This is a genomic window from Pseudomonas alvandae, from assembly GCF_019141525.1.
GTDB classification, from domain to species: Bacteria; Pseudomonadota; Gammaproteobacteria; order Pseudomonadales; family Pseudomonadaceae; genus Aquipseudomonas; species Aquipseudomonas alvandae.
The window spans coordinates 3,655,820-3,681,604 of the sequence record NZ_CP077080.1 but is presented as its reverse complement, the minus strand read 5'-3'; the positions used below and the strand labels follow the sequence as shown (position 1 = coordinate 3,681,604).

Sequence of the window (25,785 nt, the reverse complement as noted above, 5' to 3'; positions counted from 1 at the left end):
CCTGCGCGATGCCACTCCTGAGCGCCACTCGGGTTCATCCGTTCGACATCTACGCTGCGCCAGGCTACGGCGCACGGGGGAGGGCATGCGACGGCCTCACGCTCGCGCTGCGAAAACTGAGCAAAATGTCAGGAAGGTGTCGGTAACTCCCGAGAATATTTAGGAAAAACAAGGTCGAACACCCGAGATTTTTTCCTTTCTCTGTCACTGGAAATTGAGAGTTTCTACGCCGTGGCCACCCCTTCAAACGAGCGCCGGAAGTCCGCTCGGGGCAGCGGTCGCGATGAGAAGCACAAGCGAACTACCAACGTCCAGACACGATGAAAGGAGATTCTTCATGTTCAAGCGCAACGTTCTCGCCGTTTCCATGGCCGTCGCCGGCCTTTGCTCTGCCCAGGCCATGGCCGCTGTCGTCGGTGGCGGTGCCACCCTGCCGCAAAACCTGTACGGCGTGCCTCCGACCGGTGGTGTCGCGGCCCCCGTCGGCATCCTCAACGGTCCAGCGCCACAACCGGCCTTCGACAACTACGTGGGTGTGGGCAGCGGTGGCGGCAAGACTGCTTTTCTGACCAACAACTCGGACGTGCTGGTCTGGAACCTCGACGGCAACTCCGCAACTGCCCTGGAAAAGGTCTACGTTCCGGCCGTGACCGTTGACTACGCCGGCAGTGATTCGATTCTGTCCACTGCCGAACTGACCACCTATCGCGCCGCTCACCAGTCGCCAGCCGTGCCAACCGGCAACGCTGCCAACTGGGGTCCGATCATCCAGATTCCTGCCGAAGCCACTTCGGTGACCGTTCCGTACAAGTTGACGCTGGCCAACGGTACCGCGGTCAACAACCTGAACCTGACCAGCGCCCAGCTGTGCGACATTTTCTCGGGCACCGTCACCACTTGGAACCAGGTCAACAGCACCTACCCGACCACCCCGATCAAGGTCTACTACCGTGCTGGCAGCAGCGGCACCAGCGAGATCTTCACCCGTCACCTGAACAGTCAGTGCCCGACCAAGTTCACCACCAACGGTACCTTCACCACGGCGGTCGGCACCGTTCCGGCGAACGCCACTGCCGTGACTGGCAGCGCCGCGATGGCCAGCACCGTGTTGTCCACCGAAGGCGCCATCGGCTACGTCGGGCCGGAAGATGTCAACGCCACCAGCAACGCCGTGGTCGCTCGCGTCAACGGCAACCTGCCTACCGTCGGCAACGTGACGACCGCGCTGAGCACCATTGCGCCGCCCGCCACCGCTGATCGTGGCCTGCCGGAAAACTGGGCCAAGGTCCTGCCTAACCCGGCGACGGGCTACAGCATCGTGGGCTACACCTTCCTGGTGTTCAACCAATGCTACAAGGACAGCACCGACACCGCGGCCGTACGTGACTTCATCAGCCGCCACTACACCCTGTCCGATGCCAACAACAACGACGATGAAATCATCGCCGCCAAGCTGATTCCTATCACCGACACTTGGAAAACGGCCATTCGCAGCACTTTCTGGACCGCTACCAACTCGCTGTCGGTGGGTAACACCACCGCCTGCAACGGCATTGGTCGTCCGCAATAAGCGTTGATCAGGGTCTGCTTCATGAACCGGCAACAGCCTCGCGCTGCTGCCGGTTTTTCATTTCAGCCAACCGCCCGACAGATGAACATTGCGTGACAAAAGTTCGGTCGCGACGGCTTCAACCTGCCTTGGGATTAGTCATTTGCGCGCCTCGTCCAGAGGGCGCTATCGAATTCGCCCTGCGTAAAAAGGATCCGTAGTGATGCGTTGCCGCCCCCAGAAAGTCACTCGCCATAATGCTGATTCCACTGCTGTGCTGTGCCTCAAACCCTTGGCCCAGGCCATCGCCTTGCTGCTGCTGGCCAACCCCGCCTACGCAGCGACCAGTTTCAGTTCGGCCTGGTTCGCGGCCAAGGGCGCGGCTCCGGCGGCAGGCCCGGCCAGCCCCAGCGCGCCTCGCCCTGGAACGCCTCCACCGCTGGCGCAGCAGCAACGGGTGCAGCAGCAGTTGGGCCGTTCGCTGGCGAACATGAACAGCACGGTGGCGGCGATTGCGGCCAGCCAGGCTGCCCAGGCGGCAGGGCGTGCGGCCAGTTTCGGCGCGCCGCAAACCATTCATAACGGTTTGGGCGGCAATGGCTTGAACGCAGTGATCGGGCCGGATGGCAAGCCGTTGTTTCTCAACGCCAACGGTCCGGTACAGACCGACGCCAATGGCAAGGTTATCGTGACGATCAAGCAGACCGCCGACAAGGCGATCCTTAACTGGGACACGTTCAACATTGGCCGTGACACCACCCTGGCGTTTCAACAGGACGCCAATTGGGCGGCGTTGAACAAGGTCAACAACAGCACCGCGCCGAGCCAGATCCAGGGCCAGATCAAGGCCGACGGCACGGTGATGATCCTCAACAGCAACGGCGTGGTGTTCAGCGGTAGCAGCCAAGTCAACGTGCGTAACCTGGTGGCGGCCGCTACGGATTTCAGCGACGAACAGTTCAAGACCGGTGGCCTCTACAACGCCAACGCGGCGAGCTTTACCAACGCCCAGGGTGCGATTCGGGTGGAGAGGGGCGCGCAGATTTCGACGACAGCCCCGAGCAAATCGACTGCCGGGGGCGGCTATGTCTTGTTGCTGGGCAAAAGTGTCGACAACGCCGGCACCATCAGTACCGAGCGTGGACAAACCGTGTTGGCGGCCGGTGACCGTTTCACCATCAAGAAAGGCTTCGCCAGCGACGGCAACTCGACGTCAACCACCCGCGGCAATGAAGTCACCGCCCATCAGGATGGCACCAGCGGCGCCGGGACTGTAAGCAACACCGGGCTGTTGATGGCCGCCAACGGCGACGTGACCCTGACCGGCAACCAGGTGCGGCAGAACGGCGTGGCCCTGGCCAGCACCTCGGCGGACACCCGTGGCACGCTGCACCTCACGGCGCGAGGCAGCGATGCCAACGTGACCCTGGGCGAGGGCAGTACCACGGCGATTCTGGTGGATGCCAGCGCGACGGCCCTGGACAGCCAACGCGACAGTGCCTTGAAACCGATCGTCAGCCAGGACGGCAAAGTCATTCCAGCGGACACCTATCGCCGAGACCTGTCCCTGGTGCAGATCGACAGCGCTGGCAGCGTCGATTTCCAGAAGGGATCGATCACCCTCGCCACGGGCGGTCAGGTGGCGGTGAACGCCGGCACCCGTAGCCTGGTGCGCGACGGTGCGGTGATCGACGTCTCCGGCGCCACCGGCGTCAAGGTGGCGATGGAAGCCAACAGCATCAAGGTCAACATCCAGGGCAACGAGCAGCGCGATGCCGCCGGCAACCGGGATGAAGGTACGTTGAACAACAACGACGTGTGGGTGGATGCGCGTGAGCTGGTGTTCGTACCCGCCGGCACCAACGGCTACGCCACTGATCGCTGGTACACCGCCGGTGGTCTGCTGGAAGTCAGCGGCTACCGCGGCACCCAGGGCCACAGCGCTGGCGAATGGATGGCCCAGGGCGGTACCGTGAGTTTTACCGGTAACGACGTGGTGACCCAGGCCGGCTCGCAGATCAATCTGTCCGGCGGCACGCTGGATGTGCAGAGCGGCACCGTCAAGCAGACCTGGCTCAAGGGTGCCGATGGCCGCTTGTATGAACTCAACAGTGCGCCTGGGGACATGCTCTACACCGGGATCTACAAGGGATACGAAGACCACACCCAGCGCTGGGGGCAAACGAAGTATTACTACAATCCCTTGATTGCCCCGCGTTCGCGCCAGGAGGCCGGCTACACGGTCGGCCGCGATGCCGGCACCCTGGTGATCGGGACTAAAAACGCGGTGCTCGAAGGCACGCTCGCCAGCGATACCTTCCAGGGTGACCGCCAGACCCGCGCCGCCCAGGCCGGCCTGGATGGCTACCAGCAGTCGCAGAAAGCCGTGGCCCGTGGTGGGCAGTTGGTGGTCGGCTCGTACGTGCCGTTCTACGTGAAGGAAAGCGGCACTGTGGAATATGCCCTTGGCGCCACGGCCAATACTTTGAAGAACGTGATTTTCGGCCAAGGCGCGGCGGGCGTTGCCGGTAGCGTCGGCCTGGACGGAGCCTTGCCGACGGATCGCCAGGGCACGTTGTACCTGGACAGCAACCAGCTCAACGGCTTCAAGCTCGGTGCCGTCAAGGTCGCTGCGAGCGAAGGCATCACAGTCAACGGTGCGTTGCAGGTGGCTCCGGCCGGTTCCATCAGCCTGTTTGGCCCGAAGGTGGCCGTGAATGCCAATCTTACTGCCCACGCTGGTGCCATTCAGGTAGGCAGGGATTTCGTCCAGGTCGACGGCACGATGCCGGTTGTCGGCGCGTCCTCGGTCAGGGTGGCTGACGGGGTGCGTCTGGATGCCAGCGGGCTGTGGAGCAATCTACAACTGGACCCTGGCGATATCAGCGTCTTGCCTTACCAGAACGGCGGCAGCATCGCCCTGAAAACCGGCGGCGCCATCGCGCTGGGCGCCGGCAGCGTGCTGGACGTTTCTTCCGGAGCGGTGTTGCTCAACTCGGGCAAGGTGCAGGGCGGCAAAGGGGGCGATGTAACCCTGAGTAGCCTGAACGGCGGATTGAGCCTGGGGGGCGAATTGCGGGGCCAGGGTGTGAAGGGCGGCGGCACCTTGCAATTGCAGGCCGGTAAAGTCCTGATCAGCGACACCGCGACCTCCGCGGCGGCCGGTACCTTGCTGCTCGATGGCGGCTTCTTCAAAAAAGGCTTTTCCGCCTACGACATCATCGGCAACGACGGCCTTGAGGTTGCCGAGGGCACCCGGGTCGATGTCACCATGCCGGTTTATCGCCAAGGCGCTGGCGCGCCTGGGGTCGCCACCGGTGGTGCATTGGGCAGCGCGCTGGAAACCTGGACGCCACCGCTGTACGTCGAGGACGCCAGCAAGGGCGTGCTGACCCAACGCCAGGGTGCCAGCCTGTCCTTGCAAGCCGGCAGCCAGCAAACCGGCGCGGCGAATGTCGCCACGGCTGACCTGCTGGTGGGCAAGTCGGCAGTGTTGAATGTCGACCCCGGACAAGCGATCCGCTTGACGGGCATCGGCCAGATCACCGTGGACGGCACCTTGAATGCCTGGGGCGGCTCGATCACTGTCGGCTCCGCGCCTGGGCCGCAAGCGGCGGTCATACCGCCCAGTGACAACTTCAAGTCGATCTGGATCGGCGAGAACGCGGTCCTGGACGTAGCCGCTCGCGCCGCCACCGCCACGGGTACCAGGGGGACCCAATACGGGTTCGTGCGTAACGGCGGAAGTATCGTCATCGGTGGTGAAATCGATCATGCGACGGGCGACGGCGGCGGTATCGGCAAATTCATCGTGGTGCGCGAAGGCGCGTTACTCGATGCTTCGGGTGCCCAGGCGGTGCTGGATGACGCGGGGCAACGCCGAGTGGTTGCCAGCCACGGCGGCGACATCAGTTTTGGCTCGACCAGTGGGCTTTACCTGGACGGTCAATTCAAGGCTGCCGCCGGCGGTGCCGGAGCGGCGGGCGGAAGCTTGTCGGTCGGGCTCGGGGCGACGGTTTATTTGAACAGCTCGGATTTGCCGGACAACCAGCGCAAGACTCGCGAACTGATTATCGAGCAGCACCATTCCGCGACGGGTATCACGGCCGGGAGCGCGCCAGAGCAGGGCGCCTCCCTGCTGGAGCACGGCTATGCACGGCTTGCGGTGGATCAGGTCGAGGCCGGCGGCTTTGATACGTTGTCCCTCTTCAGTACCGGTCTGCTGACCTTCGATGGCAATGTCAACCTGACGATGGCCAATGCGCTTCAGCTCTACGCGGGTGCGTACGGCATGGCGGAGACAGCGGCGGCGGACTCGGTGGTCAAACTGCGCGGTAACTATGTGCGCTTGGCCGGCGCGCAAGATAATACGACCGCCGGGGCTGACAACAGCAGCACCGGCATAGGGCTGGCGCCTTCGGCACGACCTGCCGCGGGGCAGTTGTTGGTGTCAGCGACCGGGTTGCTTGAGGTTCGCGACGCGGTGAGGGTCGGCGGCAGCGGAACGCTGACGATGGCCCAGGGCGAAGTTCGAAACGTCGATCGTCGTGGTTTTGCGGATTTGCAATTGAACAGCCAGGGTGACATTCGGATGGCGAGCAGCCAGGCCGATCATAAAATGTTACTTCGAACCCCCGGCGTCCTGGGCCTCACCGCCGCGCAGATCTATCCCGGCACCGGCGTGCAAGGGACGCTGACCGCCAAGCGCATGGACATAGGCCGCAACGGCTCGGCGATTCCCTCGGTGCCTTATTCCGCGTTCGGCGAGTTGCGGCTTGAAGCGGATGTCATCAACCAGGGCGGCATTCTGCGAGCGCCATTGGGCAACCTGATCATTGGCCAGACGGCACTGGAGACCGCGTCCCGTCCCGGCAGCGATGTGAACATGCTGCCCGGCAGCCTGACCTCCGTCAGCGGCGCGGGGCTCGTCATGCCCTATGGCGGAACAGCGGATGGCAAGTCCTACGTGTTCGATGGCGTGACGCTCGACAAGAGCCTGCTGCGGCCAGCCCTCAATGGCGTGCCGGGAAAAATCGAGCTGGTGGGCGAGACCATCGACGTTGCGGCGGGAGCCGTTGTGGACGTGTCCGGTGGGGGTGAATTGACCGGTGCCGGGTTCATCTCGGGGCGTGGCGGCTCCACTGACGCGCGCTTCAACCCCTTGGTGCAGTTCGGTCCGGACGGTTTCCTGTTACCGGCACTGAGCAGCAACCCGGTCTACGCTATCGTTCCTGGCGTACAGACCGGCTATGCGCCCGCGGGTGGTGAAGCCGGCGCCGTCGCCCCCTTGGTCGGCCAGCAGATTACCCTCGGTGCCGGCGTACCCGGCTTGCCGGCCGGCACCTATACCTTGCTGCCCTCGACCTACGCGCTGCTGCCGGGTGCGTTTCGCATCGAGGTCAACGGCCTGGCCGGGCAGGGTGGGGTGGTGCCGACCCAGGCCATGCGTAACGGCTCCTGGGCAACGGCCGGCACGCTGGGTATTGCCGGCACCGGCGTACGCGACAGCCTGGCGAGCCAGGTCATCGTCACCGCGGCGGATACGCTGCGCCGCTATTCGCAGTACAACGAGACCAGCTTCAGCCAGTTCGCCCTGGCCGACGCGGCGCGCCTGGGCGTGCCCTCCGTGTTGCTGCCCCGGGATGCCAAGGCGTTCAACGTTACGTTCGAGCGCAACCAGAGTGACCAACCGAGCTTCAGTTTTGCCGGGAAACTGCTGAGCAAAGCAGCCAAAGATGGTCGCGGCAGCACCACCGCACTCACCTTGGTCAGGGCCGGGAACCTGGAGATCATCAAGGCAGGAGAGGCGGTCAGTTCTGGATTGGACGTTGTAACCCTGACCGACGATGCGGTGAATGCCATCGGCGCCAGCAGCCTGTTCATTGGCGGTTACGCCTTGGCCCGCTATGGCCAGGGCGGTAACTTCCTTGAATTCAGTGATGGCAACGGCAGCGCCTCCCGAACCCAAAATATCACCCTGCGCAGCGGTGCGACCCTGCGGGCGCCGGAAGTGTTCCTGGTGACGTCGAGTCCCAATGGCGGCATCACCGTGGAGCAGGGCGCGTCGATCAATACGCTGGGCATGGGCGCCGTGGCCCGTGACTCGCGCGATGGCTATCTCTACAACCCCGGTCGCAACAGCGTGCTCGCTGTCTCTAATGGCTACGTGAACATGTTGGCGCCTTCCGCACCCAACCCGCAAAGTCCGGACAGCGCACCAGGCAGTATCCGCATCGGCGTGTGCGACGGCGTTTGCACCGGCACCACTCGCCTGTATTCCGAAGGCACCATCGCCTCGGCCACGGACAATCGCTTCGAGCTGACGGATGCCGTACGCTTCGGTACCCGTAACCTGACCCTGGCGGTTGGCGGCATCAACGTTGGCAGCGCCGAGACCCTGGCCGACCTGGCGTCACGCAATCTGTTGCCCAGCGGCCTGACACTCAACCAGCAGGTGCTCGACCGCCTGTTGCTGGGCGATACCAGCGCTGGCGCGCCGGCGCTCGAAACCCTGGTGCTGGGCGCGCGCGATTCACTGAATTTCTATGGCAACGCCAGCCTCGATACCTTTGACGCGGTGACTGGCAAGTCGCGGCTCAAGGAATTGGTGCTTGGCACTCCAGCGATCTACGGCAAAGGCAATGCCAATGAAACGGCGCTGATTCGCACCGGTAACCTGATCTGGAATGGCGTGCAAAACGAGGCTGGCAGCATCGTGGCCGGCGGCGCGGGCACCGGCACGGGCAACCTGCAGATCGATGCCCAACGCATCGAGTTTGGTTATGCCCCAGCCACCGAGTCCAAGGTGGCCAAGGCCTATGACCGCCTGGCCCTGGGATTCGCCAACGTCAATCTCAACGCCAGCGAACGCATCACCGCCAACCACAAGGGAGGCTTGTCGGTTTACCAGAGCCAGGGCGAATACATCACCGGTAAAGGTTTCCAGTACAGCGGCGGCAACCTGAACATCCTCACGCCGTTGATGACCGGCGAGGCCGGGTCGGTCAACCGGATCACCGCAGGCGGCAATATCCGCGTCAGCGCGCCGGCGGGCAGTCGCCTGCCGGTGGCCAGCGCCGACAGCTTGGGCGCCGAGCTGGCGTTGAACGGCAAGAATGTGCGGGTCGAAGGCAACGTGGTGCTGCCCAGCGGCAAGCTGACCCTCAGCGCCGAGGATGAATTGACCCTCACCGATGCCGCGCGCCTCGACCTGGCCGGACGCAAAGTCACCTTCAACGATGTCAACAAGTACAGCTGGGGCGGTGACCTGATCCTCGAAAGCCGCAACGGCAATATCCGCCAGGCCGCCGGCTCGGTGATCGATCTCTCCGCCGTGAACAACCAGGCCGGGAGCCTCAAGGCCACCGCATTGGCGGCGGCCGCCGGCAAGGTCGACCTGGCGGGCACTGTTCTTGGCAGCAGCAGCGGCTACTACGATGCGGGCGGCACTGCTGTGCCCTACAAGGCCGGCAGCGTGGACATCCGCGCCCAACGCCTGGGTGACGCAAGCCTGAGCGAGGATTTCGCCGCCCTCAACCAACGCCTGAACCAGGGCCAGGTCTTCGGCGGCCGCAGCTTCCAGCTCAAGCAGGGTGACTTGGTGATCGGCGATGGGCTCAAGGCCGGCGTGATCAGCGTGTCGGTGGACGGCGGCAAGCTGACAGTCAACGGCACCGTGGACGCCAGTGGCGAGCGCGTGGGGTCCATTCGCCTGGCGGGCAAGCAAGGCTTGACCGTTGGCGGCAACGCCATGCTCGACGCCCATGGCAGCGTGCTCCGGGTCGACAGCTACGGCCAGATTATCGATTCGCCGAACCGCGCCATGGTCGAGCTCAGTTCCGGTGATGGCCTGCTGACCTTGGCCGACGGCGCTCGGATCGATTTGCGTCACGGCACTGCCGCCAAGACCGGCCACGACGGCAAGGCCCGCGGCACCCTGGAACTGAACGCTCCTCGCCTGGGCGGGGCGACTGCCGGCGATATCGCCATCGACGCCAGCGGCAACCTGAATATCCAGGGCGCCAAGCTGATAGCGCTCAATGGTGTGCAGCGTTACGACAATGCCCACTACGGCAGCGATCCGGCGGCCAGCGGCAGGCCGTATCAGATCATCAATCAGGACTACCTCAACGACATCGACCGCGAAAACCGGGCCTTCATCGACAACGCCTTGAAAAACGACGCCTTGCGCGACGGTAAGCTGGCCGGCCTGAACAATGCGACGTACCGCAACGCGTTCCACCTGCGCCCCGGCGTCGAAATCGTCAGTGCCACCGCCGACGGTGACCTGGTGGTGCAGGGCGACCTGGACTTGTCCGGCTATCGCTACGCCAGCCTCAATCCGCTGACACCCCAAACGTCTGTATACGGTTCCGGCGAAGTCGGCAGCCTGGTACTGCGCGCCGGGGGCGACCTGACCGTGCTTGGCAGCATTAACGATGGTTTCGCGCCGCCGCCAGAAACACCGGACGACGATGGCTGGGTGCTGACGCCCGGCAAGCAAATGTTCAACGGCGATGTGATCGTGCCCCGCGCGGGCATTGAATTGCAGGACGGCACGACGTTCCTCTCCGGCGTCATCCTCAACTACGACCTGCCGTTGCAAGCCATCACTCTGGCCGCAGGCACGCGCCTGCCGGTGGACGGTGAGTTGGCCGAGGCGATTTCACTGCCTGCCGGCACGGTATTGGCGGCCAATATCCGTTACCGCGACGGCCGTGTGGCGTATGCCGCCGGTACGCGCCTGACCGCCGACCTGACCGTGGCGCAAGGGATGATCCTCGGGAGTGGTTCGGTGTTGATCGGCGATACCGCCTTGACCGGATTGGTCTGGCCAAAAGGCGTGGCTTTGCCCAGCCGTCCGGCAAGTTCGGTGACAGTTCATAGCCCAAGCACCGTGGTTCAGGCGGGCGCGTTGCTGTTGCCCTTGGGCGCGCTGATACCCGCAGGCACCGACGTGAAGCTGGCCGAAGGCGTGGACAAGATCAATCTGCGCGGCGGCGATGGCAAGGGCCACAACTGGGCAATCGCGCCCATGTTGGCCGAGGGTTCGCAGTCCTGGTCGCTACGTGCCGTGGCGGGCGCTGATTTGCAAGCCGCTGATACCCGCCTGGTCAATCCGTATGCCGAGCATGGGCGCTTTACCGTGGCCGATACTCACTATGGAATGCTGGCGAAGGCGGGAGGCCAGGTGCTGACCGATCAAGCCTCGCTCGACTATTTTGGTGACTTGAGCTACTCCGGGCGACCCGTGGCGGAGTTGGCTGACCTTTACGGCATGAGCGTCGACGAGTTCTGCGGGCAGGCGCCAGGGCTCTGCGTCGCGGCGGGGCGGACGTTGACCGAGCAAGCCTCGCTCGACTATTTCGGTGACCTGACCTATGCCGGTCGGCCCGTGGCGGAGTTGGCGGACCTGTACGGTATGTCGGAGGACGAATTTTGTGCCCAGGCGCCGGGGTTATGCGTCGGTGGGAGCGTTTACACCTACGTGGTGGGCACCAGCAGCTTCAGTGTGCTTCGTACCGGTACAGGTGATCTGGACCTGGTCAGCGCAGGTGATTTCAGCATGCAATCGCTGTTTGGCATTTATACCGCGGGCACGTCGTCCTTGAGCCTGGCCGACTCGGCGGCGTACAACCTTGCGCGAGGCGTCTCGGTGAATAACGCCGGCCTGCCGACTGACTCGATCCTGGGGAACGGTGACAGCCCTTATGAACGCTTGGTGGATGGCGGCGCAGACAGCCGGTATCGCGCATGGTATCCAGACCATGGCGGCAACCTGCTGCTGTCGGTGGGCGGCGATTTGGCCGGTGACATAGTCGGCAGAAAACAAAGTACTCTCGTGACCGAAGATGCACCGCAGATGGAGAGCTCGGGGGTTGGGAATTGGTTGTGGCGCCAAGGCGATGGTGACGGTACGCCTACGGCCTGGTGGATCAATTTCGGCACCTATGTGCCCCATGGCACCGATCCGGTATTGAACGGTTTTACCGGTATCGGCACCTTGGGTGGCGGCAACGTGGATGTGCGAGTCGCAGGCGACGCGGGTATGTTGGCCCCCCGTGGAGAGCGAGGCGAGCAGGGCGCCAGTCGCAGTCAGGGGATAGTCCTGGCGGTCGGCTCGACCGGGCGCATGGTGGACGGTCAATTGAAGTTCACGGGTGGCGGTGACCTGTCGCTGGCAATCGGCGGCGCGCTCAACCCTTCACTGGAGGCTAGGGCGTTTCTCGACTTAGCCGGCCAGCCGGTTGATTCGCGCCATGACATGAATGGCAGCCTGACGAACTTGCGGGGTTCGCTGAGGGCCAGTGCCGGTTCGTTCGGCGGCATGGAATTGATCAACGGTCCGGACGAGGTTTCGCAGGACCCCCGAGAGATCCGTGCCTACAACCCATACGATGCAACGATGGCCAGCGCGACCGGTGGACTGCTGCTGGTACCCGGCGATGCCACCGCCAGTCTGGATGCCCGTGGCGATCTCGTACTTGGCGCCGCAGTGGACCCGGGCCGTGCGCCGACACGAGTCGCCCAGTCGGTGGACCTGGGCGGCGGGACCAGAGGCCCCGGATATTCCTGGTTCAGCCTGTGGACTGACCATACGGCTATCGATCTGTTTGCAGCTGGAGGGAGCGCTACGCCTTCGACCCAAGGCGGAGAGCTTTCGACAGGCTCCGGTATCATCACGCCTCGTGTCGGTATGGACTATTCACCGACCGACGGGCGTTTCGTCTATCCGTCGATTTTGCGGGTAGCCGCGCCCTCAGGCAGCCTGTATTACGGGCCCTCATCACGTGGGGTAGGGAGCTTTGTGACCCCCTATTCCTTGATCCTGGCACCTGGAAACCAGGCGCAGCTGGAGTTTCTCGCTGGGGATTCGATTTATGCGGGAGGCTACGCAATATCACCGACCAATGCTTCAGCAAGCAGCCTGGCAACTCCGGACCATCCTGCGTTCTATTACAAGGACCGATCGGGTGTGCTACACGGCGACCTGGAAGGAGCGAGTGCGGACCCTTCAGTACTCAGAAGCATCGGAATGGGCTTGTTCGCGTTCGGCGGTACAGGGTCTGGCGGAGATTATCGAGGCGCGGACCAGCCGGTACGCTTCTACGCCGTCAGGGGCGATATCGTTGGGTTGCGCACGGGCGAGCTGATTGCCTTCAGTGCCGGTCGCTGGGGCGGCGAGACCTGGTACGAGGCCGCCAGCCCCGCATGGATCATGGCGGGGCGGGATATCGTCAACAGTGGTGACATCGCGGGCACTATACTGACGCAGTTCGAAACCCGGCCCACCAGCACCGGCAACCTGTTCGTCCACGACGACCCCACGGACATCTCCATTGTCTCCGCCGGCCGCGACATCCTCTACAGCACCTTCAATGTTGCCGGCCCCGGTACGCTGGAGATCAGCGCCGGGCGCAACATCCTGATGGAAGACCAGGCCGCCGTGACCAGCCTCGGTCCGGTGAAAGCCGGTGACAATCGCCCCGGCGCAAGCATCGTGATGCAAGCCGGTGTAGGCGCCGCCGGGCCGGATTACCTGGGCTTCGTGCGGCAATACCTGGACCCGGCCAACCTGGCGGACGCTGGTGCCGGCCTGGCCCAACAGCCGGGCAAGGTGGCGAAGACTTATGAGGTCGAGCTGGCGGCGTGGCTGGCATTGCGGTACGGCTTCGACGGCGATACCGAGCAGGCACAGGCCTATTTCGCCGCGTTGCCGTCCGAACAACAACGGGTGTTTGCCCGCCAGGTGTACTTCGCTGAACTGCGTGCCGGTGGCCGCGAGTACAACGATGCCAGCAGCCCGCGTTCCGGCAGCTACCTGCGCGGTCGCAACGCCATCGCCGCGCTGTTTCCCACCCATGACGTGGCCGGCAATGCCTTGGCTTACCAGGGCGACATCACGATGTTCGGCGGCGCCGGGGTGCACACCAACTTCGGCGGCGATATCCAGATGCTGACGCCCGGCGGGCAGCAGGTGTTCGGTATCGAAGGCGAGGCCCCGCCGTCCAGTGCCGGGGTCATCACCCAAGGCACCGGTGACATCCAGTTGTTCAGCAACGGCAGCGTGTTGCTGGGACAAAGCCGGATCATGACCACCTTCGGCGGCGACATTCTCGCCTGGTCGGCGACCGGGGATATCAACGCCGGTCGCGGCTCGAAAACCACCTTGGTGTACACGCCGCCCAAGCGCGTCTACGACAACTGGGGCAACGTCACGCTGTCGCCGTCGGTGCCGAGCACTGGCGCCGGCATTGCCACCCTCAACCCCATCGCCGAGGTCGCGCCGGGCGACATCGACCTGCTCGCGCCGCTCGGCACCATCGACGCGGGAGAGGCGGGCATCCGGGTCTCGGGCAACATCAACATTGCCGCGTTGCATGTAGTGAACGCCGCCAACATCCAGGTGCAAGGCAAGTCCAACGGCGTGCCGGTCAGCGCGGTGGTCAACACTGGCGCACTGACCAACGCCAGCTCCGCCGCAGCGTCGGCGAGCGATGCCGCGGAAGGCGTCGCGCGCGAACAACAGGCCGCCTCGCGCAACCGTATGCCATCGGTGTTCAGCGTGCAGGTCCTGGGCTTCGGCAACGAACGTCTGGCGCCGTCCCAGGAAGGCGCCAGCCGTGCGCCGGCCCAGGAACCGAGCAACAGCGTGCGGGTATTGGGGGCTGGACGGTTGGACGACCAGGCGCGCAATCAATTGACCCCCGAGGAGCAACGCAACCTGACGTTGTAAGCATCGTCATCAAGGCCCGAGGGCGACAGGCAACTGTCGCCCTTTTTCATGGGCGCGGGGCGCTGTCCGTAGCCGTTCATGAAGATTCGATGACAAAAGTTCGGTAGTGGCCGGTTGCCTCGGTCAAGGTTGTGTGAAAGGGCAACGGCACTGGATTGCCGTTCATAAAAGAAGCTTTTGGCAGGGACGCCCGGACAACTTTTTTTGCGCTATTTCGCGCTGGATGCCAGGTGTGACAGGGGCTATGGGGTCTATGGAAAGTTACTCGAAAGTGGGCATGCAGGAGCTGGACCAGCGCCTGTCGAAGATCGTCGAGGCTGCACGCAAGAAGCCGGTTTCGGTTTATCGCTACGGCGCACCCTGGGTGTGGATCGTGTCCCAGGACGACTGGCAGAGCGCCTTGAAGGAGTTGTCCAGCTACGTGCCGCCTGGCCATTCCCTGGTCATGTTGCGCCCACAAATCGAAGAACTGCTGGAGGCCTCCTCCGAACCCCTGCAGCAATGGGCACGGGAACATCAGATTCAGGTGCCGGTGCCGGCGTTGATGCTCGCCTTGTTGCTCCAACTGTTGTACTCGCTGCCCAGCGAAAAGCAGCTGTACGAGCAGCTCAATTACAACTTGCTGTTCCGCTGGTTTGTCGGCCTCGAGCTGAACCAGCGGGTCTGGACGTTCGCCGTCTTCGTGCGGGATATCGGCGAACTGCTGGATAGCCCTCACGCGGCGAAATTGCTCGAGCGCATCGTCAGCGAAGTGTTCTGCGGCGACTTGATGCACATGCCGGAATTCTCGTTGAACTTCGCCTTGTTGCACACCTGGCTGTCCAGGCATTCGAAACACAAATAAACCGTCACAGGACAACACGCTGCCAACGCTGCGGGCCTGGCAGCGCGCGGCTTGGCAGCAGGCGCTGCACGGGTGGCGCAAATGAATCGAGGGGGATGTGTGGATCATTGGGATTTCAACAGCAAGCGCAGGCCGTGGCCTTTCCTGCCCACGGCACTGATGCTCGCTCTGGCCTTCGAGGCGCCGGCATTCGCCGAAGAGGCTGCCACGCTGATCGAGGCTGACGCCGGAACGCCTGCGCGGCTGGTGGATGTGAACGAATACGTCGTGCGCGGCAATACCGTGCTCGACGCGCGCGACATCGAAGAAGCGGTGTACGCGTTCCTCGGGCCGCAACGCAGCCTCACCGATATCGAAGGTGCCCGCGACGCGCTGCAACAGCGCTACCAGGCCAAGGGTTACCAGTCGGTATTCGTCGAACTGCCGGAGCAGCAGGTCGAAGGCGGCGTGGTGTACCTGCAAGTCAGCGAAACCCGGATCGGCCGGGTGCGCGTGGTTGGCACCCAGCACTACTCTCCCGTCAATGTGCGCGAAGAAGTTCCGGCGCTGACAGAAGGCAAGGTGGCCGATTTCGCGGCGGTGCAAACCCAGCTGGCGGTTGCCAACCGTAACCCGGGACGCCAGGTGGTGCCGGTCGTGCGCGAAGGGCAGCGCCCGGGAACGATGGATGTCGACTTGCAAGTCGAAGACAAGAACCCCTGGCAGGCCAGTATCGGGCTCAACAACGACTACAGCGCCGACACCGAAAAGCTGCGTTCGGTGGTCACGTTCGGCCACAACAACCTCTGGCAACGCGGCCATACGGCTTCGCTGACCTATTTCACCGCCCCCGAGGACCGCGACAACGCGCAGGTCTGGTCGGGTTCCTATAACGCCCCCTTGAGTGAGCGCTGGAACGTGCAGTTCGCCGGCTATCAATCCGACAGCAACGTCGCAACCATCGGCGGTAGCAACGTGTTGGGCAAGGGCCATTCCTACGGCGTGTCACTGATCTACAGCGTGCCCCCGCAAGGCGTCTGGGCCAACTCGCTGTCGGTGGGCGTCGATTTCAAGGATTTCGATGAAGCCCTGCAGTTCGGCGGTTCGAGCGATGAAGTGCCGATCAAGTACGCGCCCATCACCTTGGCCTACAACGGCTTTCGCTACACCGAAACCTCGCAGTTCGGCCTGGGCCTGAGCATCGTCGCCGGCACTCGCAGCTTCTTCGGTTATGGCAGCGACGCCGATGAATTTCGCGCCAAGCGCTATGAATCCAATCCCAGCTTCGCGGTGTTCAAGGGCGACAGCACCTTTACCCAGACGTTTGCCGGTGACTGGCAAGCGGCGAGCAAGTTGAGCTTCCAGCTGGCTTCCGGGCCGCTGGTTTCCAACGAGCAGTTTTCCGCCGGTGGCGCCACCAGCGTGCGCGGTTACCTGGCTGCGGAACGCACGGGCGATGACGGGGTGCTGTTTTCCCAGGAACTGCGCACGCCGTCGTTGAGCAAACACCTGGGCGAAGGCGTTGGCAGCTACGTCGACAGTTGGCGTTGGTATGTCTTCGCCGAGGGCGCGCAGATGGCCCTGCAAGACGCATTACCCGACCAGGAAGCCGATTACAGCCTGGCAAGCGTTGGCTTCGGCACTCGCGCGACCTTGCGCGAGTGGTTGTCCGGCAGCCTCGACTGGGGCCTGCCGCTCAAGGACGGCCCCAATACCCGCAAACACGACTCACGCGTGCACTTCAACGTGCAGGCAACTTTTTGACCGGCAGGCAACAGACCTTGGAGCAACCCGTTATGCATCGCTTGATTTTCATTCTTCTCGCTTGCCTGGGCCTTGCGCTGCCGGCAACGGCCAACGCCTGGTGGCAGGACGACTGGCATTACCGCAAACAGATCAGCATCGACACCACCCCCCAGGGCGCGGCGATCAACGAGGCGGTGGGGCGCACTGCGCTGCTGGTGCGTTTGCACACCGGCAATTTCACCTTTGACGGTGTCAACGAAAACGGCTCGGACATTCGCTTTGTCGCCGCCGACGACCACACCGTGCTCAACCACCAGATTGAAAGCTTCGATCCGCTGATGGGCATGGCCTTGATCTGGGTGGACGTGCCCATGGTGGAGGGGGGCAAGCGCTCGGACATCTGGATGTACTACGGCAACCCGAAAGCACCGGCCACCAGCAATCCCCAGTTGGCGTTCGATGCCGATTACAGCCTGGTCTATCACTTCGATGGTGCCGTTGGCGCGCCACCGCGTGATGCCAGCGCCTTCGCCAACCACGCACAGAACGCACCGGCAGGCATCCTTGACGGCGTGATCGGCCGCGCGGCGCAATTCAACGGCCAACCGCTGTTGTTACCGGCCAGCGCGTCCCTGGGCGTCAACGCGGGGGGCGCGATGACGTTCAGTACCTGGTTGCGCATGGAGCAGGGGGCAGGGGAACAACTGCTGCTGGCCCGTCGTGACGCCGGCAACTCGCTCTTGGTGGGCATGAACCAGGGCGTTCCTTTCGTCGAGGTGAACGGCCAGCGCGCGGTGGCGAACCAGGCCGTGGCCCTTGGGCAATGGCAACACCTGGCGTTGACAGCCGATGCCAGTGGGTTGCGTTTGTACGTCAACGGCAGAGTGGCGGCCAACCTGGCGCAGCCGCTGCCGGCCTTGCAGAGTGCAATCGCGATCGGTGGCGATGCACCGGCAGCGGTGGCTGTCGGCGCGCCGACCGCGACCTATCAAGCCTTCACCGGCGTCCTTGATGAATTGCGCGTGTCCCGCATCGCTCGCTCGCCCGAGCTGATCCTGGCCGACGCCACCGCCCAGGGTGCCGAGTCACGCCTGGTGGTCTATGGGGTGGACGAAGAACAGTCCGGCTTCGGCTTCGGCAGCCTGGGTTTCCTGCTCAACGCGGTGCCGCTGGACGCCTGGGTGATCATTGCCATCCTGGTGCTGATGATGTTGCAGTCGTGGGTGATCATGGTGCGCAAGAGTCGCAATGTCGCCCGTGTCAGCCGTGCCAACGAATTGTTCCGCAGTCACTTCGCCAAGGTCGGGACGCGGCTGGAAATGCTGGCCGATGAACGCGACCTGGCGCAGCGCCTGGCGGACTCGTCGCTGTGGCGCCTGTATACGGTGGCGGTGGCCGAGATCCGCACCCGCCGCGACCAGGGCGCCGATACGTCGTCGATTTCCGCCGCCACCATCGAAGCCATCCGTTGCTCCATGGACGGCGTCCGGACGCGTGAAAACCAGCAGCTCAGCGCCAAGCTGTCGACCCTGTCCAACGCCATCGCCGGTGGGCCCTACATCGGCCTGCTGGGCACGGTGCTGGGGATCATGGTGGTCTTCCTCGGCACCGCCATGGCCGGTGACGTGAACATCAACGCCATCGCCCCGGGCATGGCGGCGGCCCTGTTGGCAACGGCCATGGGATTGTTCGTCGCGATCCCGGCGCTGTTTGGCTACAACCGCCTGACCACGCGCAACAAGGAAGTCAGCGCCGACATGCGGGTCTTCGTGGATGAGTTCATCACCCGCCTGGCCGAAGTCCACGGTGAAAGCCAGTCCAGCGAAACGGCGCATCGACGGGGCAACCACGTCGCCAGTCCGTCGTTGACGGTGTGAGGGGACGACCATGGCCAACCTCAACAGCGCCCTGGACGATGACGAAGATGCTGCCGTCGACACCATCAACATCACGCCACTGGTGGACGTGCTCATGGTGGTGCTGGTGATGTTCATCCTCACCGCCACCGCCCAGGTCTCCGGCATCCAGATCAACCTGCCGAAGGCCAGCTCGACCATCTCGCTTTCGCAGCCCAAGACCAAGGCGATTTCCATCAATGATGGCGGCCAGGTATTCCTCGATGCCTACCCGGTCACCCTCAACGAGCTGGAAGACCGCTTGCGCATCGAGAAGGCGCAGAGCCCGGATTTCCCGGTGATCGTGCGCGGTGATTCCACCGTGCAGTACCAGAAAGTCATTGAAGTGCTGGACCTGTTGCGTCGCCTGGAGCTGTCCCAGGTCGGCCTGGTCACCGGCAAACCGAGCCAGGGCTGAGCCATGACGTCTTTTCCTGAACAGCCGCAGAACGGCCATCTGGAGCAACAGCGCGACGTCACCAGGACGGTGCGTCGAGTACTGCTGTGGAGCGTTGGCCTGTTGGCGGGCGCGGGCCTGGCCTGGCTGCTGTGGACATGGGCCAATGACATGAGCGGCATTCGCCGCGAGGCGCCAAAGATCCCGGCGATCATTCCGTTGCCGCCACCTCCGCCTCCGCCACCGGAAAAACCGCCGGAGCCGGAAAAGCCGGTGGAAGAAAAAATCGTCGAGCCCGAGCCCACCCCAGAGCCCGAGGAAGTCAAGCCAGAGGAAGAGGCGCCGCCTTCGCCCGCCGAAGACCTGGCCGACCCGATGCAAATGGACAGTGACGCCCAGGCGGGTTCCGACGCTTTCAACATTGGCGCAGGCAAGGGCGGCGGCATGGCCGGCACCGGCGGCGGGCGCCTCGGCAACGGCACCTACAGTCAATTCCTGGCCTACAGCTTCCAGCGCTTGCTGCGCGAGTCGCCCGAGCTGCGCAACCTGGCGTTTCGCCTGGAGGCTGACGTCTGGCTGGACCAGGCCGGTCGCGTGACGCGCGTGGAGCTGGGACGCAGCAGTGGCGATACCGAACTCGACGCAAAGGTCCTGGCGACCTTGCGCGCTTCACCCCATCTGGAACGTCCACCCGCCTCGTTGCAGGTGCCGGTGCGTATCCGCCTACAAGGACGCCGACCGGGCTGAGCCGGGTCGCCAAGAGACCATTAGGAGTTGTGTTCATGATCTGCAAAATCAATCGATTGGCGCTGGGTGTCGGCCTGGTGATCGCCAGCCTGACGGGCAGTGCCTTGGCGCAGACGCCGTCGCAGAACGCTACGGTCAATCTGATCCGCCTGTTGGTTCAACAAGGCGTGCTCAAGCAGGACCAGGCGCAAGCGCTGATCGACCAGGCCGAAGCCGAGGCCGTGCAAGCCCGGCAGGCCGCCGCGACTGCCGCGCCGGTGCCAGCACCCGGCGCGCCGGGGGAGGTGCGGGTGCAATACGTGCCGGCCATCGTGCGGGAACAGATTCGCGACCAGGTGAAGGCCGAGGTGATCGCCCAGGCCAAACAGGAAAACTGGGCCCAGCCCAATACCTTCCCCGACTGGGTGTCGCGCATCACGTTTGAAGGCGACGTGCGTTTACGCAACGAGTCGCGCTATTACTCGGGCAGCAACAGCAACGAGATCGTCGATTTCGCCGAGCTCAATAACAGCGGGCCCTATGACGTCAACCCTAGAAGCGGTACGCAATACCCACCGCTGCTCAACACCCGCGAAGATCGCGAGAACATGCTGCGCTTGCGTGCCCGGATGGGCTTGCGGGCCGCGCTTTCCCCTCAATGGACCGCCGCCATCCGGCTGGGCACGGGCTCGGACAGCAGTCCTGTGTCCACCACCCAGACGCTGGGCGGCGGCTTCGACAAAAAGGACCTGTGGCTCGATCAGGGCTACCTCAATTACCGCCCGACGAAGGAGTGGAGCTTCACCGGGGGACGCATGCCCAATCCATTCATGTCTACCGATCTGTTGTATTCCAACGATCTCAATTTCGACGGTATCGCCGGCTCGTTCAATCACCCGTTGAACCGAGACCTGGCGGTATTCGGCACGTTGGGCGCGTTCCCGGTGGAATACAGCTCCGACAGCGCGTCGAGCGATGGTTTGAACAAAGAAGACAGCGAGAACAAATGGCTCTACGGCGCGCAACTCGGTGCGAACTGGGCGTTTGCGCCGGACAACAGCATCAAGGGCGCGCTGGCCTACTACCAATTTGACGACATCGAAGGACGACGCTCCAATCCCTGCGCCATCTACGACGGCGCGCCGGCTTGTGACAGCGACGAAACGCGTCCGGCGTTCATGCAAAAGGGCAACACCTTGATGGAGTTGCGCAACCTGGTGCCGGACCCGTCCGCACCGACCACGTCGCCGCAACCACAATTCGTCGGCCTGGCCTCGGAGTTCAACGTGCTTGACCTCAATCTGGCCTGGGACACCTTGCTGTTCGACGATCTCAAGTTGCGCAGCCAGGGCAACTACCTGGTCAACCTCGGCTACGACGAAGGCAAGATGCGCAAGCGCTCGGCCGGTGCGCTGGTCAACAACGTGGACGAAAACGGTGACATCGAAAGCGGCGATACCGCCTGGATGCTGCAGTTCACCCTGGGCAGTTCCCTGGACCTGAAGAAACGCGGCGATTGGAACCTGTTCGCCGGCTACAAATACATCGAGCCGGACGCCTTGCCGGACGGCTTCAACGACTCCTCGTTCCACCTCGGCGGCACCAACGCCAAGGGTTATTTCCTCGGCGGCAACTACGGCATCGAAGACAACGTCTTCGCGACCGCGCGCTGGTTGAGCAGCGAAGAAGTCTACGGCGCGCCGTTCGATATCGACGTTCTGCAACTTGAGCTCAACACGCGCTTCTAGCGCCGGGAGAGACAGCATGAAAAAGTCATTTCATCCCGCAATCCACGCCGTGGTGTTGCTGTTGGGGCTCGGCGCAGCCCTCGGCGCTTCGGCAGAGACCATGGAGGAACGCTTGCGCGCCCAGTTGCGCAGCACCACTCAACAGCTGCAAGCCTTGCAGAGCGAACAGGCGCAAGGCACCGCCGCGCGCCAGGCGGCGCAAACCGAGCTGAGTGCGGCACAAGCGCAAATCAAGCAACTGACCGCCGAACTCGCCAAGGCGCGCAGCCAGAGCGAACAACTGGGCGCACAGCAAGACGCTGTTCGCAGCAGCGCCCAGGCGCAGATAGCCGCCAGTACCGAGCAGGTCGGCAAGTTCAAGCAGGCCTACGAAGAACTGCTGGGCCGTGCGCGGGGTATAGAGGCGGCGCGTGCCACGCTGCAAGCCAGCCTGACCAGTCGGGACAGTGAAGTGCAGCAGTGCGTGGCGAAAAACCAAGAGATGTACGGCATCGCCAAAGAGATTCTCACTGCCTACGAAAACATCGAGGTCAGCGACGTATTGAAGATCCGCCAACCCTTCGCCAGTGGCGCGCGGGTGAAGTTCGAAGAGTTGGCGCAGCGCTATGGCGATGCGCTGTACCAGACCCAGTTCGATGCCACCAAGACCACCGCCGGCAAATAACCATTGATCAAATGACCACAAGGGAAATCCAGTCATGACCGCACAAACACTGATCCTGAGCATCACTCCCGAACAACTGGGCGAACTGCTGCAAGCCGCCGGCTACCGCGTCAATCGTACCGAACAAGGCGCCGTGGTGCAGTTGCTGAGCGCCAGCCAGGGCATTGGTTTTGCCGTGCGTTTCGGCAACCCGGCCGTCACCGAGGGCAGCTTTCTGGATTTCACGTTCAGTTGCGCGCTGCGCATCGAGGGCGAATTGCCTGAAGGCCTGGTCCAGGTATGGAATGCCAGCCGCCGCTTTGCCCGCCTGAGTCGCCAGGGTGATTTCCTGGTGATGGAAATGGACGCCATCGTTGCCGCCGGTGTCAGTGAAGACCACGTGCGTGGCGTGCTGGAACTCTGGGACCGGCTGTTGCAAGAATTCGTGGTGTACCTGCGCGACTACAGCCAGCACGCACGCGAGCAGCAAAAGGACGGTGCGGATGCAACGCAGGAAGCTGCGGTCGAAGAGGCCTGATTACGATGAACAGGTTTAGCAAACTGGCTGGCATCAGTGCGGCTGTCCTGGTGCTCGGCGGCATTGTACTGACGGTGATCTCCAACCCTGACGGCGTATCCCAAGCCTCGGTGCCCGCGGCACAACCGAAACCCGCCAGAACCTCGGACGAGGCGGCGCCGGCCGTGGCCAGCCTGGGCGAACTGCAACTGAGCAGCGTCGAGCTCAACGCTGTGTTGAGCTCGCTCACACCGCAGGTGCGCGAGCAACTGCGCGGCAATCGTGGCGCACTGGAGGGCTGGATCCGTGCGCGCCTGGCAGAGAAAGCCCTGTTGCAGCAGGCCGACGCCCAGGGTTGGCAGGAGCGTCCGGACATCCAACAGATGACCCGCGCGGCCACCGAACAGATTTTGCTGCGCACTTACTTGCAATCCGTCAGCCAGGTCCCCGCCGACTATCCGGATGAGCAAGCCCTGAAACAGGCTTACGAGAGTGCCAAGGACAAGCTGCAAAGCCCGGCGTTGTACCGCGTCAGCCAGATCTTCATCGCGGTTGAGCCGGGAGCCAACGAAGAATCGCTCCGCAAGAAAGCCACCGAGCTGGCCCGTCGTGCCCAGGCTCCCAACGCCGATTTCGCCGATTTCGCCGAGCTCGCCCGGCAGTTTTCCGAGGACCAGGCGACGGCCCAACGGGGCGGTGACAGCGGCTTGCAACCGTTGCAGCAATATGTGCCGGAGATGCGCCAGGTCTTGAGCCGACAACGGGTCGGCAGCGTTTCCGACGCTTTGCGGAGCCAGGCGGGCTTTCACATTCTCAAACTGACCGATATGCAGCCAGCACGCGCCGCCAGCCTGGATGAAGTTCGCGAACAACTGCGCGAGGCGCTGCGCAATCAGCGCCAGGAACAAGTGGCCAGGGCCTATATGGAAGGGCTGGTGAGCAAGGCAACGCTGAGCATCGATGGCGCGCAACTGAATCAGGCATTGGAGTCTGTTCGTTAAGCGGCGCGGTCGCGTGGGGACACCTTAGGGAGGAGGGCGTATGGCTTTGGAGGACGTTGGCCAGATTCACGATTGTGCGCGGTTGCCACCCTCGATCAATAGCGATGATCGGCATCTGGATAACCTCAAGGATCTCCAGGCGTTGGAGTTTTTCCTGGTGACGGCGCGCTGCAGCTGCTTCATGCAGGCGGCGCGGAGCTTGAACGTCAAAGCGTCGTTGCTGCGAAAAAAGCTCTCGCGGTTGTCGATCCATTACGGCAGTCCCTTGTTCGAGCACCGAGGCAATGCACTGGTGCTCAGCCAGGACGGTCGGCGCCTGCGCAACCAATTGTTGGCTCACCGAGCCTTGCTGGCTTTGCCTGATGCTTTCGTCGAGGATCAGGCACTGGTTCGCGTGGCCGTGGCGGAGCCCCTGCTGCACGACATCCTCAATCGCGAGCTGCTCGGTTTCGTACGTCAACACGCCAACGTGCGCCTGAACTTGCTGCGTCTCGACAGCAACCCCGACCAGGAGCCGGTCGAGGCGGACGTTGTCGTCTGGCTTACCGACCCGCAGGCGCAAGCGCCGCGGCTATCGTTTCCAGTGGCTGAGCTCAACTGCCTCGCCGAACTGGAGTACATCCCGCACATCGCCAAGCGTTATTCACGGGAAGCGAGCCGCCCACGCAGTCTGGCCGAGCTGCAGGACTACATGCTGGTGAGCCTGCACGACTACGCGAAAATGCCTTCCCTGCAACCTTGGAACAGCACTGTCGGCACGCGTCGCTCCGGCGTGACCCAGGTCAACTCCTATGAACTGATGCGCCAGATGATCCAATGGAGCGCCTGCGTCGGTCTGCTGCCACATTACGTCTGCGCACTCGACAAGACGCTGCAGCCTTTGCCCGACTTGTTCGACCGAGGAATGCCGATGCAGGTCTGGATGGCCGTACACCGCGATGAAGCTCACAGGGAAGAGGTTGCCCGGCTGGCAGCGCTGGTTCGCGCGGCGTTTGAACAGCTCAGGGAGTGGTTCCAGAACGAGCGTTGACACGCTGGGCGGCGGATTGGCTTGGGTGCCGAGCTGGTTTGACGAACCGATGGAGACGAGGCATATTGCGCTCGGTTGTGTCTATTTGTGCTCGTTTATGCAGGTTGTGGATCCCATGAGTACCCCTCTCGAAGTATTCCCCGGCGAACGCCAACGATTGATCAGCGAGCGGCTTGCCCTGTATGGCCGGGTCATCGCGGCTGATCTGGCCAGTGAATTCAACGTTTCCGAACACTCGATACGTCGCGACCTGGGCGCTTTGGCTGCGGCCGGTTTATGCAAGCGCGTCTATGGCGGTGCGATTCGCTTGCCGGCGGCCGAAGTGCCGATAGACGTCCGAATCCATCAGGACTCGGCCCGCAAGGACAATCTTGCCCGCGCTGCGGCTTCGCTGCTCAGCGCGGGCCAGCACGTCTTCCTTGATGCCGGGTCGACTAACCTGGCTATCGCCCGCGCTATCGATCCAGGCCTGCGCTTGACCCTCACCACCAACTCGCCGTTGATCGCGGTGGAGCTGATGAAGCTGCCCAGCGCCGAAGTCATCCTGCTGGGTGGTCGCCTGAACCCTGTTGCGGGCGGCGCGATCGGGCTGGCGGCTGTCCAGCAATTGCGCCAGTTCAATTTCGATGTGTGTTTCGTGGGTGCCTGCGCCATCGACCCGGACAACGGTGTCACGGCGTTTGGCCTGGACGACGCCGAATTCAAGCGCGCGGTGGTCGCTGCGAGCGGTCAGGTGGTGGTGGCGGTCACCAACCAAAAGCTATCCAGCGTTGCGCATTACCAGGTCGCATCCTGCGAAGAAGTCACCGCGCTGGTGGTGGAGCACGATGCGCCGCACGAACGACTCGATCCTTTTTTGGCGCGGATATCCAAAGTCATGAAGGCGCCCGCCAAGGCCTGAGGTGAAACGATGGGATACAAGCCCATTGTCCGCCAGCCGATTTACGTCTAGTTTGCTGCCCCATCACAACTAC

General features: G+C 63.3%; 13 protein-coding genes. All 13 read left to right on the top strand.

The genetic code is table 11. The annotated features are described in order from the left end of the window. The first annotated feature begins 337 nt into the window (after positions 1-337). The 13 genes from KSS97_RS16325 to KSS97_RS16265 all read left to right on the top strand — a co-directional run bounded on the left by KSS97_RS16325 (position 338) and on the right by KSS97_RS16265 (position 25,712). Positions 338-1,570 carry a substrate-binding domain-containing protein gene (locus KSS97_RS16325; protein ID WP_198796773.1) on the top strand — a complete coding sequence of 411 codons (1,233 nt, stop codon included), beginning with the start codon at positions 338-340 and terminating at the stop codon, positions 1,568-1,570. 202 nt (positions 1,571-1,772) lie between these two features. After that, positions 1,773-14,285, top strand: a complete 12,513-nt coding sequence (locus KSS97_RS16320) for a filamentous hemagglutinin family protein (RefSeq protein WP_217859625.1) — start codon at positions 1,773-1,775, stop codon at positions 14,283-14,285. A 253-nt stretch (positions 14,286-14,538) separates the two neighbouring features. Then, positions 14,539-15,129, top strand: coding sequence for a transposase (locus KSS97_RS28620; protein WP_198796775.1), 591 nt, complete (start codon positions 14,539-14,541; stop codon positions 15,127-15,129). Between the two features lie 159 nt (positions 15,130-15,288). Next, positions 15,289-16,872, top strand: coding sequence for a ShlB/FhaC/HecB family hemolysin secretion/activation protein (locus KSS97_RS16310; RefSeq protein ID WP_225936127.1), 1,584 nt, complete (start codon positions 15,289-15,291; stop codon positions 16,870-16,872). 32 nt (positions 16,873-16,904) lie between these two features. Further along, positions 16,905-18,731: a DUF2341 domain-containing protein gene (locus KSS97_RS16305; protein ID WP_217859623.1), complete on the top strand. Its 1,827-nt coding sequence runs from the start codon at positions 16,905-16,907 to the stop codon at positions 18,729-18,731. A 10-nt stretch (positions 18,732-18,741) separates the two neighbouring features. Next, entirely contained in the window at positions 18,742-19,167 is a 426-nt protein-coding gene (locus KSS97_RS16300) for an ExbD/TolR family protein (RefSeq protein ID WP_181289694.1), read from the top strand. A 3-nt stretch (positions 19,168-19,170) separates the two neighbouring features. Next, positions 19,171-19,893 (top strand): energy transducer TonB family protein, encoded by a 723-nt coding sequence (locus KSS97_RS16295; protein ID WP_217859622.1) that lies wholly within the window; start codon positions 19,171-19,173, stop codon positions 19,891-19,893. Positions 19,894-19,928: 35 nt separating this feature from the next. Further along, a complete protein-coding gene (locus KSS97_RS16290; RefSeq protein ID WP_217859621.1) occupies positions 19,929-21,620 on the top strand; it encodes a putative porin in 1,692 nt (563 codons plus the stop codon). A gap of 16 nt (positions 21,621-21,636) precedes the next feature. Next, the gene (locus tag KSS97_RS16285) at positions 21,637-22,284 is read left to right on the top strand and encodes a coiled-coil domain-containing protein (RefSeq protein ID WP_198796780.1); all 648 of its coding nucleotides are present in this window, start codon (positions 21,637-21,639) and stop codon (positions 22,282-22,284) included. A 34-nt stretch (positions 22,285-22,318) separates the two neighbouring features. Then, entirely contained in the window at positions 22,319-22,801 is a 483-nt protein-coding gene (locus KSS97_RS16280; protein ID WP_217859620.1) for a YbjN domain-containing protein, read from the top strand. A 5-nt stretch (positions 22,802-22,806) separates the two neighbouring features. Further along, positions 22,807-23,781, top strand: a complete 975-nt coding sequence (locus tag KSS97_RS16275; RefSeq protein WP_217859619.1) for a peptidylprolyl isomerase — start codon at positions 22,807-22,809, stop codon at positions 23,779-23,781. A gap of 40 nt (positions 23,782-23,821) precedes the next feature. Beyond that, the gene (locus tag KSS97_RS16270; protein WP_217859618.1) at positions 23,822-24,811 is read left to right on the top strand and encodes a LysR family transcriptional regulator; all 990 of its coding nucleotides are present in this window, start codon (positions 23,822-23,824) and stop codon (positions 24,809-24,811) included. Positions 24,812-24,926: 115 nt separating this feature from the next. Continuing rightward, positions 24,927-25,712, top strand: a complete 786-nt coding sequence (locus KSS97_RS16265) for a DeoR/GlpR family DNA-binding transcription regulator (protein WP_217859617.1) — start codon at positions 24,927-24,929, stop codon at positions 25,710-25,712. Positions 25,713-25,785 lie beyond the last annotated feature (73 nt).